This is a genomic window from Thalassospira sp. SN3W, assembly GCF_038070535.1.
GTDB lineage: Bacteria > Pseudomonadota > Alphaproteobacteria > Rhodospirillales > Thalassospiraceae > Thalassospira > Thalassospira xiamenensis.
In genome coordinates this window covers 3,759,455-3,772,169 of the sequence record NZ_CP121124.1, presented here as the reverse complement: position 1 = coordinate 3,772,169, position 12,715 = coordinate 3,759,455, and the positions used below count along the sequence as shown (strand labels likewise).

The following is a 12,715-nucleotide window of genomic DNA, read 5'->3' as shown; positions in this document are numbered from 1 at the left end:
CTAAACCTGCGATGCTGAAGCATCATAAGCTAGTATGTGGGCTTTATACTACAACCCATGTTAGCAGCACATACAATCTCTGAGCAAGTGAGGTTTAAATGATGGAAACAGATATGGCGACGATTGCCGAAATGCTAAAGGCATTTGCGCTGGGCTTCGGGATGGATCTGCTGGGTGCGGTTCTGATTCTGATTGTCGGCTGGTGGGTCGCTGGTCGCGCCTCCGCCCTGGTCCGCCATTCCCTGAAGAATGCAAAATTTGTCGACGCGACGATCAAACCCCTTGCCGCAAACATTGTGCGCTACCTGATACTGATCTTTGTCCTGATCGCCGTTCTGTCGAATTTCGGCGTCCAGACCGCAAGCATCATCGCCGTACTTGGTGCCGCCGGTCTTGCTATCGGCTTGGCCCTGCAAGGGACATTGTCCAACATTGCCGCTGGCGTAATGATCCTGATCCTGCGACCAATCAAAGTCGACGAATTCATCGAAGCGGGTTCGGTTTCGGGCACCGTGGTTGAAATCACCCTGTTCACGACGCTGTTCAAAACGGCAGACGGGGTCTTTGTTTCCGCTCCGAATTCGCAAATCTGGAACAGCGCGATCAAAAACTATTCGCGCAATCCGACCCGTCGTCTGGATATCAAGGTTGGTATTTCTTATGACGATGATGTCGATGCCGCACTTGATTTCCTTAAAAATCTGGTCGCAAGCGATCCGCGAGTTCTAAAGGACCCCGAACCCATGAGCTTCGTCGCCAACCTTGGCGAAAGCTCTGTCGATCTGACGGCACGCGGCTGGACCAGCACGCCCGATTACTGGGCGACTTTCTGGGATCTCAGCCGCCGTTCGAAAACGGAACTTGAAGCCGCCGGTTACGCGATTCCCTTCCCGCAGCGCGACCTGCATATCAAAGAAGGTGTCGAAACCGCATCAACGGCCCTTCCGACAAAGGCCGCCCCGGCGAAAAAGCCTGCAACACGCAGCACGGCAGCAAAACCGGCGACCAAGGCGACGGCGGCCAAAACCACAGCAGCCAAAAACCCCGCTGCCAGCAAATCAACAACCACCAAAAGCTGATTTGTCATAAAAATTTGATCTGCCAAAGGCGGCCCCATCCGGGCCGTCTTTTTTTGTTTCACGCAATCCGTTTCGCCCGTTTTGACGCGTAGTAGCCCGCTGTTACCCGCTGATCCCCGCCATGATCTATAGTTTCAGGATCACAACAAACGGGAGGATAAAATAATGTCAGCGAAAAAAATCCTGATGCTGGTCGGCGACTATGCCGAAGATTACGAAACCATGGTTCCGTTCCAGACGCTGCTTGCAGTTGGTCATTCGGTTGACGCCGTTTGCCCAAACAAAAAAGCCGGTGATTCGATTGCGACCGCCATTCACGATTTCGAAGGCGATCAGACCTACAGCGAAAAGCGCGGGCACAATTTTGCGCTGAATGCCGATTTCGAAAAAGCCCGGGTGCAGGACTATGATGCCCTTCTGATCCCCGGCGGGCGCGCCCCGGAATATCTGCGCTTAAACGAGGATGTCATCCGTCTGGTTCGTGACTTCAACGATGCCGACAAACCGATTGCCGCGGTCTGCCACGGTGCGCAAATTCTTGCTGCGGCGGATATCCTCAAAGATCGCCGTGTATCTGCCTATCCGGCCTGCGCCCCCGAAGTACGCCTTGCAGGCGGGACTTATGCTGAAATCGCGATTGATGATGCCTGCATCGACGGCAATCTTGTCACCGCACCGGCATGGCCGGCACATCCAAAATGGCTGGCCGGTTTCCTGACCCTGCTTGGGACTGAAATCAGCCTCTAGAACAATCGGCGATTGCCTTTCGGCACGGTTTGCCGGACCATGACCCTGTAACCAGCCACCGACGTTCCATCGTCGGTGGCAAAAACAGGAGAGGTCGTCATCATGTGTCAGATCTATTCCGGCACCAACCCCGAACTCTATCAGTCCGTCAGTCGATCTTTGCGCATCAATGGCGTTGTAACCAGTGTCCGCCTTGAACAGCGATTCTGGCAGATCCTTGATGAAATAGCCGCGGGCGAAGGCTTCAGCACCCCGCAATTTCTTGGCAAACTGCATGATGAAGTTGTCAGCCAGCGCGGCGATATTCCCAATTTCGCATCGCTTCTGCGCGTCGTCTGCACGGTTTATCTGGAACATCAGGCAGGCTTGGCCACGCACCCGGAAACAACAAAACCCGCCAGTCGTCTGGCGGGCTGAACAGGCATTGCCGGGTGTTGCAGCACGTCTGGCTTAAATCAGTTCAGCCAGGATGAAATTTCACGTGAGCTGAACCCGCCACTGGCCATCATCGACGGAACGCTTTGCCGTTTCAGGGTTGGCTGCTGGGGCTTGATGATCGCATTGCGGCTTTGAAGCCCTGCTGCGGCACCGTAATCAAGTGACGAACCGCCAAACCAGTTTTTCGACGTTTCCGGCGCTTCTGGCGTGGTCTTTTCCCGCGCCTTGCTTTCGTAGATCCAGCGCAGTTCCTGTTTCAGGGTCTGGTATTCCGGCGTATCGGGCGCAGAGTTAACCTCGTTAACAATCTGCAGCTTGACCATCTGCGGAAATTTATCAAGCCGCTCCAGAAGCATGAATTTGACACTTGGGCGCACGGCGTCGGAACGCATCAGCTTCATCACCAGACGACGATAGATATCAATCCGCAGATTGCCATGCGATGCCAGTTCGATGAATTCCTCGACAAATTCGCGCGCGGCCATCTTGCCATCCAGAAGCGCACGCAAATTGCCCGCCATCGCCCGGCGATAGGCTTCGCGAATTTCGACAACATGGTTGCTTGCGCGGTTGCGCACCAACTGGAACGCTTCCGGGCTGAACGCATTCCGCGACAGAAGCTTGGCGCAATCTGCCACCAGTTCATGCTTGGTTGCTTCTGACACCACTTCAAAAACGCCGGTAATAAGTTCCTTGCACTTGGCGTGCGGTCCCATACGGATCGCTGCGGCCAATGCCATCGGGCTTTCCGGATCCTTGGTTGCAATCACCGCAAGTGCCAGCGGATCATCATACTGCATCAACGCCAGATCATTGCTCAGCAAATGCTCCGGCATCAGAAGCCGCTGCTGCGCCCCTGCCCCGGTAACGGTCAGCGGTTCGCCACTGCGATAATTATCTTTGATGGAAAGGGCATATTTCAGCCCGTCATAGGAGATTCCGAGATCCTTGCGCATCCCGTTTACTCTCCCTTCGGCCCCTGGGGTCGTTCATCCGGCAAGCGGCGTGTGCGACCAGATTTTTCGGAACCGTGCGGCGATGCCACAGCCGTCGTACCCGCCGCACGACCACGCGGTCCGGAAGGCTGAAGCTCGTTAAAGAAATCGATATACCAATCCATATCCGTCGATGCCATGGCATAACGGCCACCCGCCGCCGGGCGCTCGATGCTGTCTTCGGGGATCGCAGCGCTCATCTGAAGGACAACCGCCGACGGGGCACTCATACCCGCGCGCCAGGCCAGGGCGGTAATGGCGCGCGCACTTCCCGAATCAAGGATTTTGGAAACGATTGCAGCAGGCATCTGCGCATAATGCGCAAGGCTCTGAACCACCAGCGCGTCTTCGTTACGCGACAACGCATCAAGAATGTAATGATCAATGGTGACCGGCTCGACCGGTCCGCCCTGCTCGCCAGCATCGTCATGCATCACATCGTCAAACTCATGTTCCACCGGAACCGGTGCCGTGCGGCTTACAATGCGACTCTCGAACTTTGCTTTTTCAATACGCTGGCGCACTGATTGGCGCATGGCCCTTGCCACTTCGGCCCGCATGCGACCGCGTTCGACCAGCGTGTCGAACAACGATGCCAGAATGAAATGCGCCACACGGCGCTGCGCCTGACGGGAAATCTTGTTGCGACCATCCGCCATTTCATCATGTGGCGTCTTGCTGGCGGCTTCTTTCCTGCTGCCGAATTTCGGGGTCAGGGCCACCACATTGCGCGGCGCGTCATCCGATGACAGCAACCGGTTAAGCAACCCGCCCTTTTCCTTTTCCGAACGATCCCGTGCCAGACGTGCCTGTGCCGCGGCCTCCTGTTCGGCTTCCAGCTTTTCGGCGGCTGTTTGCACAAACTCGCCACGCCCACGCAGAATATCAAGAAAATCGGCATCGCTTAAAAGTTCGACATATTCGCCAAGCGACACCCGGCCAATCGCCGCAATATCCTGACGCAAACGTATCGCGGCCTGGCGTGTCATATAAGGTGTATGGCTCAGTTCCTGCTCGATCAGGGCAATGACCTGCGGACGATAACAATCGGCCATATTGCCGATCGCCGTTACGAATTCCTCGACCATATCAAGGCGTTCGGACGGGCTAAGATCATTCAGATGCCGGCGCAGGCGGCGCGCAACATCCATGCGGACGTCGCTGTCAAAATCCGGCTGGCCGTCTTCATCTTCGTCATCATCGGCAAGGTCGACCGACAGGCGCGCGGCATAATCAAGGCCACTTTGCGCCAGTTGACCATCGGAATCTTTTTTACGCGGGATACGGGTGGCACGCGAATTTGCCTGTTCGGCCGCGCCAAACTCGTCTGGCGCGATGCTCCGGACCGTTTCCGCCAGATCACGAAGTTTCGCCGCCGACTTGTCGTCAAGCGCGCCGTCATCCTTCGATTTCTGCCGATTGAACATCCAGTTCAGCATTATCGCAGTAATTCCCCTGTCCCCTGCCTTTCGGCAAATCGGCGTCAACCCCTTGCAACGCCAACATTTTTTATCTGGCCTTGGATCGCTTATAGCAAAGCAATCCACCCCAAACAACAATACAAGAGCCAAAAACCTTTTAAACTCATGGTCATGACCGTTTCTCGGAAATACCAAGGATACAGGTCAGAACACTTTGACTATCACGGCAAACACTCAAAAAAACATTAACAATACAAACCACTATCCGGCGGTATGGCCGGTATTTCGAACATCGCGAAACTCTCGCACAAAAAAACGGGCGGCTTGTTGCCGCCCGTCTCGTTTCGTCACGCAATAGTCTGATCAGTTTTTCGCGGACAACCACGCAATGCGCAGGATATTGGTCGCCCCCGGGGTCCCAAACGGGACACCTGCGGTAATCACCAGCGAATCCCCAGCCGCCGCAAACTCTTCACGTTTGGCCACCTCGCAGGCAATGCCGACCATCTCGGCAAAGTTGGTCGCATCGCGGGTAAAGACCGCATGCACGCCCCAGCACAAGGTCATCCGGCGTGCCGTCTGGATTTTCGGTGTCAGTCCAAGGATGGGAACTTCCGGGCGTTCACGCGCCGCACGAAGCGACGTTGAACCCGACGTGGTATAAGTCACGACCGCCTTGGCACCAATCGTTCCGGCAACCTGACGGGCCGCAGCACTGATCGCATCCGGCGCATTATGCTCGGGATCCGGACGGTTGGCATCGCGCAGACGATAATAAAGCTCGTCCTGCTCCACCCGGATCATGATCCGGTCCATGATGCTGACGGTTTCGATCGGATATTTGCCCACCGCACTTTCGGCTGACAGCATCACCGCATCGGCACCGTCATAAATGGCGGTCGCAACGTCGGATGCTTCGGCACGGGTCGGGGCCGGGTTGCTGACCATCGAATCCAGCATCTGGGTCGCAACAATCACCGGCTTGCCAGCTTCGCGGCATGCCTTGATGATGCGTTTCTGCAGGATCGGAACATCTTCAGGCGGGCACTCAACACCCAGATCACCACGTGCGACCATGATGATGTCCGAAAGTGCCACGATTTCATCAAGATGCTCAATCGCCTGCGGCTTTTCCAGTTTGGAAACGATTGCCGCACGACCATTGATGATCTTGCGCGCCTCGGCAACGTCTTCGGGACGCTGGACGAATGAAAGTGCGACGAAATCAACGCCCATCTCAAGACCGTAATCCAGATCAATACGATCCTTGTCGGTCAGGGGCGACATCGGCAGCATCACGTCGGGCAGGTTAACGCCCTTGCGGTTCGACAGCGGCCCACCGGTGATAACGGTGCACTCGGCTGATTTGCTATCGCATTTTTCCACCCGCATACGCAGCTTGCCATCGTCAAGCAACAGGTTCGCACCGGGCTTGAGTGCGGCAAAAACTTCGGGATGGGGCAATGAAACGCGGGTTTTATCCCCCGGTTTCTTGTCCATATCGAAATGGAAGGTCGCACCGGCTTCAAGTTCGATCTTTTCGTCGGCAAAGGTACCGCAGCGGATCTTTGGCCCCTGCAAATCCATCAGCACGCCAATCGGACGGCCAAGCTTGGCCTCGACTTCACGGATTGTTTCAAAACGCGCCTGATGCTCTGCATGTTCACCATGCGAGAAATTCAGCCGGAATACATCAACACCCGCCCTTACGATCTTTTCCAGAGTTTCCGGATGAGAGCTCGCTGGCCCCAGGGTTGCGATGATCTTCGCCTTACGTTGTCGGCGCATCGGCTCTTACCTCTTGTTTTTTGGTTTCCATTGGGTCTCTCCGCTTCGGCCATAGCTTCCCGGCGAGGCGTCGAGACGTCCTGATTTTTCTCTGGGGGTATCCCCTTAATAGTCAATCAAGCCCTGTTTGAACAGGGACTTTTCGCTAAATGCCTTTACAAAAATGTGATTTTTCTCTGGACAATTACAAGCAGGCACTCCTTTAAAGAAGCAGTGCAGCAATCAATTGCTGGCAGGCGGCCCTGCCCGGCAATCGCTTTTGATAACCGCACATTTACAACCGTGCGCGAACACATCGGGGATCGGACAAATGAGCAAATGGCATCATCGCTTCCTGGGACTGGCATCCCATATTGCCGAATGGTCAAAAGACCGTAGCACCCAGGTCGGCGCGGTTGTCATTGGCCCGAAAAAAGAAATTCGCGCCGTTGGCTATAACGGGTTTCCCCGCGGTGTCGATGACAATGTCGAAAGCCGCCATCAACGCCCGGAAAAATACGCCTATACCGAACATGCCGAACGCAATGCGATCTATAATGCCAGCTACACCGGCACATCGCTTGACGGCTGCGCGCTTTATGTCACCCATTTCCCCTGCTGTGACTGCGCGCGCGCCATCATTCAGGCTGGCATCGCCGAAGTATTTGTCGATAAAAGCAAACTGACCCCCGATTTTCTCGAACGCTGGCAACAGGACATGACCATCTCGACCGAAATGTTTGGCGAGGCGGGCGTGGCCGTTCAGGTCATTGACGAAGAAGGCACAACCGAACCCCTGCCCGACACCGTTCCCGATCATTCCTGATCTTGCCCTTTTAATTTTGCAGACCCGCCCAATATAGGGTGATCTGTGGGATCATGAGCATGAACAAAAAGAACGTAAACGTCGTTTGTTCAATATCTGCACAAGGTTAGGCGTCAGTATTTGTCAGAATTCCAAGCTGACAAAACGCCGCTTTAGCCTTGCTGCTAATCAGACAAAGGTATAAGCAATTAGGATCACGCTAGTACGATCATCACGCGAAAAAAGGCCCTGACCAGAACAAGGACCGGGACCGTGACGACGCACAGGATAAAAGGCCGAATGAGCGCAAAGATCGATTTCAGTAAAATCAGTTTTCTGGTCGTCGATGGCGACAAGATTTCGGCCCAGGTAGTTTTCGATACACTTTCGTATCTTGGTGCGACAGCCGTGCAGCGTGTCCGCTCCCCGAACGATGCGTTCGAGGTTCTCCGGACCCAGCAGATTGATATCATCGTCACCGAATGGCGTCTGCGCGGGATGGATGGCCTTGAATTCCTTGATGTTCTCAGGAATTCGGTCAATTCGCCCAACCGGTTCATTCCGGTAATCATGTTGACAGCACATTCGGAGCAGCGATACGTCACCACTGCGCGTGACCTCGGCATCACGGAATTTCTTGCCAAACCGTTCAATGCCAAGGCACTTTATAGCAGACTGGTATCGGTCATCACCCGTCCGCGGCATTTCGTCAATACCGGCACCTATTTCGGGCCGGATCGCCGCCGCAGACAGGTCGCCTTCGACGGCCCCGACAGACGGAGCCCCGATGATTAATGACCCATTTTGACTGGGGGACCGGAGCAATCGTGACGCCCGAAAAGAAAAAGAAAAAAGCCCAGATCATTCCGCCTCAGACGGATCTGAAGCGACGTACGGTCAATTTCGTCAAGGGCTTTGACATCAATCTGTCCCCTCAACAGCTCGACGAACTTGAGCAGGTCGTCCAGCGCAGCACGGAAACCTTTGTTCGCGATATAGGAAAGGACCTTGCCGACTGCCGCAAACTGGTCGTTGCCGCCATCAGCGATAATTCAAAGGCATCAACCGCGCTGGAAAACAGTGCCGACCTTGCCTATTCGGTGAAGGCACTGGGTGGAACATTCCAGTATCCGCTGATGACACAGATCGCAAAGTCACTTGAAATCTTTGTCGCAGACCGGACCACCGCCAATATGAAGCAGCTTCTTGTCATTCAGCTTCATATTGATTCTCTTTACGTCATTCTGGCAAGCCGCGTCACCGGGTTTGGCACCACCGTCGAACAGGCAACCGTTGCCGCACTGACCAAGCTTGCCGAACGCTACGAGCTGCCACGCGAATAGCCTGCCAGCAAACCAGCCATCAAAGGCCTTTGCCCGCATCGGACAGGGATGCTGACGATGCATGCCATCACCGTGCGTTCCCGTTCACAGCGAAAAGCATGATCTGTCCCGCCGCGACACGCTCATTGTCATCAATGGCATGCTCCATGCGCGCCTCGATCCGCTCCAGTCGCTCGGTAATTTCGGGCAGCTGATCCATGATCCATTGACGGACTTCGTCACTCCCCCCGGCCAAGGCAGCGTTCTGTCCACTCCACAGCAAAATCAGGCTGCGCACGATCCGCAGATCGCACGTCACGCCGCCTCTGGGGCGGATTGCAGACGATATCGCGTTTGATCTCGTCGCAAGATCGGCTTTTAACCCGGCATCTATATCATCAAGCACGGCAAGGATCGTGTTCCCCATGAAGCCCCCGCTTCGGTTATTCCCTGTCAGGGCCCCGCACCCTGTTTTTGAATCATCCCAAACTTTTACATCTGCTTAGCGACCTGTACTTTGATCAGCATCAAACAGGCCCCGGAAACGATCTTCAGCAGATATCCATCACCTCAAGGATATATTTTGCACGACACAAAACGCGCCATGGTGGCGACAGCCAAAAAAGTATCGAACACGATCAAAAAAGGTCTTGCGCCCCCTCGGACCTGCTGTTAGAAACCGCGCCACACACCGAGCGGGTGTAGCTCAGTTGGTTAGAGCGCCGGCCTGTCACGCCGGAGGCCGCGGGTTCAAGTCCCGTCACTCGCGCCACTTTCCACCTGATGGAAAGTTCAAAAAAGACGCCACGGTTCGCCGTTGGCGTTTTTTTGTTTCTCATCCCCTTTTTCGTATTGAACTGACATGCCGACGAGCGACATGGCGTCCATCGCTCATACGCAACACGTCGAAAAAACAGGCAGGTCGATTTTCCCATCCCGTGCTGCGCGAAAACGGCGCGACCACACGACCGCCAAAGCATTTCGTCTCCCGGTTTTCAACGCATTTGCAAAGCCCCCTTTACCCTGACCAATCAAGGCTTCATTTTTTTGAAAAAAAGCCCTTGCCAGACCGAACCACCCCTTATATAAACCGCGCCACACCAAGCGGGTGTAGCTCAGTTGGTTAGAGCGCCGGCCTGTCACGCCGGAGGCCGCGGGTTCAAGTCCCGTCACTCGCGCCACTCTTTTTAAAGAGTACGGAAAGTCGCTTTAACAGCGGCTTTTTTTGTGCCTGAAATCAGGCCCCTCCCATCTCTTGCCCCTCACCAACCAGACCATCACAACCCAAACGTGAACAGGCAAGATACCACACAATATCTTGCGTGTTTTTTGGGCATTCCTGACCGTCTGGTCATTGATTAATCGTATAATTTATGCTTCGCTCTACAGGTTCTAGTCGAAGATCCTACAGGTCGCCCCACACAGAATGACCTGTTGATCCAACAAGCAACAAAACGGGAGGCGCAAAATGCGCAAACTGATCGCAGGGCTGGTTCTGGGAACCGCACTGGCTACCACGCCAATGGCCGCACAGGCCGAAACCCCTAAAAATGCCCTCGTCATGGCATTTGCCATCGACGACCTCATCACACTCGATCCGGCCGGGATGTTCGAATTTACCGCCTTGGAATATGCTGGCAACACATATGACCGCCTGATTGGCTTTGATAATGACGACGTCTCGAAAATTTATGGTGTCGTCGCCGAAAGCTGGGACGTCTCCGAAGACGGCCTGACCTTTACCTTCAAGATTCGCGACGGCATCAAATTCGCGTCAGGCAACGACCTGACCGCCGAAGACGCGGCCTTCTCGCTGCAACGTGTCGTCCTGATGGATCAGTCCCCGGCCTTCATTCTCGGCCAGTTCGGCTTTACCGCCGACAACGTCAAGGACAGGATTCGCGCGACCGACGCAAACACGCTGGTCATGGAAGTCGATAAGCCCTATGCGCCCAGCTTCGTGCTATACTGCCTGACCTCGGGCGTGGGCGCTGTTGTCGACAAGGAACTCGTCCTTGAACATGAAAAGGACGGCGACCTGGGCGCAGAATGGATGAAAACCAACTATGCCGGTTCCGGTCCGTTTGTCCTGAACAAATGGACCCCGGGCGAAAGCCTTAGCCTGACGGCGAACGAGGAATACTGGGACGGCGCACCAGCCATGAAGCGCGTCATCATCCGTAACGTCAAGGAAGCCGCTTCCCAGCAGCTCCTGTTGCAGAAAGGTGATATCGATATTGCGCGTAACCTCGAAGCCGATCAGCTTGCCTCGGTCAAGGGTGACGAAAACATCAAGCTGCTGTCCAAAGGCAAAGGCGCGCTCTGGTATCTTGGCCTGTCACAGAAAAACGAATTCCTGTCCAAACCGGAAGTTCGCGAAGCGCTTAAATATCTCGTCGATTATGATGGCATTACCGAAACCATCATGGCGGGCCGCGCCCAGACCCATCAGGCATTCCTGCCCGAAGGTTTCCTTGGCGCCTATAACGAAAACCCCTACTCGCTTGACATCGAAAAGGCCAAGTCGCTGCTTGCCGACGCTGGCCTTGCCGATGGCTTCAAGGTGACCATGGATACGCGCAACACCACGGCAGTGATGTCGATGGCGCAGTCGATCCAGGCGACCTGGGCACAGGCAGGTATCAATCTGGAAATCATTCCGGGTGATAACAAACAGACCCTGACCAAATACCGCGCCCGCCAGCACGATATCTATATCGGTCGCTGGGGCCCGGATTATCAGGATCCGCACACCAACGCCTCCACCTTCGCGTGGAACCCCGACAATTCCGACGATGCATCGGCCAAGCCGCTTGCATGGCGTAACTCCTGGAACCCGGGTGACATGACCGCCGAGGTCGACAAGGCCATTCTTGAACGTGACGGCGAAAAACGTGCTGCAATGTATGTGGACCTTCAGAAAAAGGTTCTCGAAAGCGGTCCGTTCGTAATCATGTTCCAGGAAACCGAAATCGCCGCGATGCGGGACAATGTGAACAATTTCGTCCTCGGTCCGTCGTTCGATAACAACTATTATCGTTTTGTCACCAAGGACTAGGGAGGCAACGGTCGGATGACCGCAGCTACGCGAAAATCACGGGACGGGCGCACACGCGCCCGTCTCTTTTCCAGCACGGGCGCAAGCCTTGTGCGTATTGCTTCATCGCTCGCCATAACCTTTTTCGGGCTTTTGCTGGTCACCTTCCTGATCGGGCGCGTTTTGCCAATCGATCCGGTACTGGCCGCTGTCGGCGATCATGCCTCCGAACAGGTCTATGAGCGCGTCAAAGAAGAAATGGGCCTGAACCTGCCGCTTTGGCAGCAGTTCTTTGTCTATATCAGCAATGTGGTTCAGGGTGATTTCGGAACGTCAGTTCTGACATCAAACCCGGTCCTAGAAGACATCAAACGCGTCTTCCCCGCCACATTGGAACTGGCAACCCTTGCCACCGTCATCGGTGTTTTCCTTGGCGTTCCGGCCGGTGTTTTTGCCGCGATCAACAAGGGCAAATGGCCCGACCATATCGTGCGCATCATCGGGCTTGCCGGGTATTCGATGCCGATCTTCTGGCTGGGCCTGATGGGGCTTCTGGTGTTTTACCTGAAACTCGACTGGGTTGCGGGTCCGGGCCGACTGGATGCCTTCTATGTCGATTTCATCGAACCGACCACCGGTCTGATGCTGGTCGATACCCTGATCGAAGGCGATATGGACCTGTTCTGGAATGCGGTGTCGCACATCATTCTGCCGGCTTCGATTCTTGCCTATTTTTCACTGGCCTATATTGCGCGCATGACCCGCTCTTTCATGCTTGAACAGCTCAGCCAGGAATACATCCTGACCGCACGGGTAAAGGGCATTTCCGAAACCCGCATCATCTGGCGTCATGCCCTTGGCAATGTGATGGTGCCCCTCGTCACCGTGATTGCGCTGTCTTACGCCAACCTGCTCGAAGGATCGGTTCTGACCGAAATCATCTTTGCCTGGCCGGGACTGGGTCTTTACATCACTAATTCGCTGCTCAATGCCGATATGAACGCGGTTCTGGGTGGTACCGTCGTCGTGGGTGCGGTGTTCATCGGGGTCAATATGCTGTCCGATGTGCTCTATCGCCTGCTTGACCCGCGCGCACGGAGATAG

General features: G+C 55.1%; 12 protein-coding genes and 2 tRNA genes. 10 read left to right on the top strand and 4 right to left on the bottom strand.

Annotation, left to right across the window (positions count from 1 at the left end; genetic code table 11):
• Window positions 1–98 precede the first annotated feature (98 nt).
• The 3 genes from P8T57_RS17280 to P8T57_RS17270 all read left to right on the top strand — a co-directional run bounded on the left by P8T57_RS17280 (window position 99) and on the right by P8T57_RS17270 (window position 2,243).
• Window positions 99–1,079, top strand: a complete 981-nt coding sequence (locus tag P8T57_RS17280; RefSeq protein WP_341363808.1) for a mechanosensitive ion channel domain-containing protein — start codon at window positions 99–101, stop codon at window positions 1,077–1,079.
• Between the two features lie 165 nt (window positions 1,080–1,244).
• Window positions 1,245–1,826 carry a DJ-1/PfpI family protein gene (locus P8T57_RS17275; RefSeq protein ID WP_037987738.1) on the top strand — a complete coding sequence of 194 codons (582 nt, stop codon included), beginning with the start codon at window positions 1,245–1,247 and terminating at the stop codon, window positions 1,824–1,826.
• Window positions 1,827–1,928: 102 nt separating this feature from the next.
• On the top strand, window positions 1,929–2,243 hold the full coding sequence (locus P8T57_RS17270) for a ribbon-helix-helix domain-containing protein (RefSeq protein ID WP_007091649.1): 315 nt from the start codon (window positions 1,929–1,931) through the stop codon (window positions 2,241–2,243).
• A gap of 38 nt (window positions 2,244–2,281) precedes the next feature.
• Here the strand turns inward: P8T57_RS17270 and P8T57_RS17265 are convergent, their stop codons facing one another.
• From P8T57_RS17265 to pyk, 3 genes are all read right to left on the bottom strand, one after another.
• Window positions 2,282–3,220: a hypothetical protein gene (locus P8T57_RS17265; protein WP_007091650.1), complete on the bottom strand. Its 939-nt coding sequence runs from the start codon at window positions 3,218–3,220 to the stop codon at window positions 2,282–2,284.
• A gap of 5 nt (window positions 3,221–3,225) precedes the next feature.
• On the bottom strand, window positions 3,226–4,698 hold the full coding sequence (locus P8T57_RS17260) for a DUF2336 domain-containing protein (protein ID WP_341363807.1): 1,473 nt from the start codon (window positions 4,696–4,698) through the stop codon (window positions 3,226–3,228).
• A gap of 345 nt (window positions 4,699–5,043) precedes the next feature.
• A complete protein-coding gene (gene pyk / locus P8T57_RS17255; RefSeq protein WP_007091652.1) occupies window positions 5,044–6,468 on the bottom strand; it encodes a pyruvate kinase in 1,425 nt (474 codons plus the stop codon).
• A 310-nt stretch (window positions 6,469–6,778) separates the two neighbouring features.
• On the opposite strand from pyk, the gene P8T57_RS17250 reads away from it, so the two are divergent.
• From P8T57_RS17250 to P8T57_RS17240, 3 genes are all read left to right on the top strand, one after another.
• Complete coding sequence (locus tag P8T57_RS17250; RefSeq protein ID WP_037987742.1) at window positions 6,779–7,273, top strand: dCMP deaminase family protein; 495 nt, start codon at window positions 6,779–6,781, stop codon at window positions 7,271–7,273.
• A 279-nt stretch (window positions 7,274–7,552) separates the two neighbouring features.
• A complete protein-coding gene (locus P8T57_RS17245; protein WP_007091654.1) occupies window positions 7,553–8,047 on the top strand; it encodes a response regulator in 495 nt (164 codons plus the stop codon).
• Complete coding sequence (locus P8T57_RS17240; protein ID WP_007091655.1) at window positions 8,047–8,595, top strand: hypothetical protein; 549 nt, start codon at window positions 8,047–8,049, stop codon at window positions 8,593–8,595. The genes P8T57_RS17245 and P8T57_RS17240 overlap by 1 nt, the downstream gene beginning before the upstream one ends.
• A gap of 67 nt (window positions 8,596–8,662) precedes the next feature.
• Here P8T57_RS17240 and P8T57_RS17235 read toward each other — a convergent pair whose 3' ends face one another.
• Window positions 8,663–9,001 (bottom strand): hypothetical protein, encoded by a 339-nt coding sequence (locus tag P8T57_RS17235; RefSeq protein WP_341363806.1) that lies wholly within the window; start codon window positions 8,999–9,001, stop codon window positions 8,663–8,665.
• Window positions 9,002–9,269: 268 nt separating this feature from the next.
• Between P8T57_RS17235 and P8T57_RS17230 the strand changes: the two genes are divergently transcribed.
• From P8T57_RS17230 to P8T57_RS17215, 4 genes are all read left to right on the top strand, one after another.
• Window positions 9,270–9,346, top strand: a tRNA-Asp gene (locus P8T57_RS17230).
• A gap of 332 nt (window positions 9,347–9,678) precedes the next feature.
• Window positions 9,679–9,755: transfer RNA gene (locus P8T57_RS17225), tRNA-Asp, on the top strand.
• 287 nt (window positions 9,756–10,042) lie between these two features.
• Window positions 10,043–11,632 (top strand): ABC transporter substrate-binding protein, encoded by a 1,590-nt coding sequence (locus P8T57_RS17220; protein ID WP_341363805.1) that lies wholly within the window; start codon window positions 10,043–10,045, stop codon window positions 11,630–11,632.
• A gap of 15 nt (window positions 11,633–11,647) precedes the next feature.
• Window positions 11,648–12,715 (top strand): ABC transporter permease, encoded by a 1,068-nt coding sequence (locus P8T57_RS17215; protein WP_114094307.1) that lies wholly within the window; start codon window positions 11,648–11,650, stop codon window positions 12,713–12,715.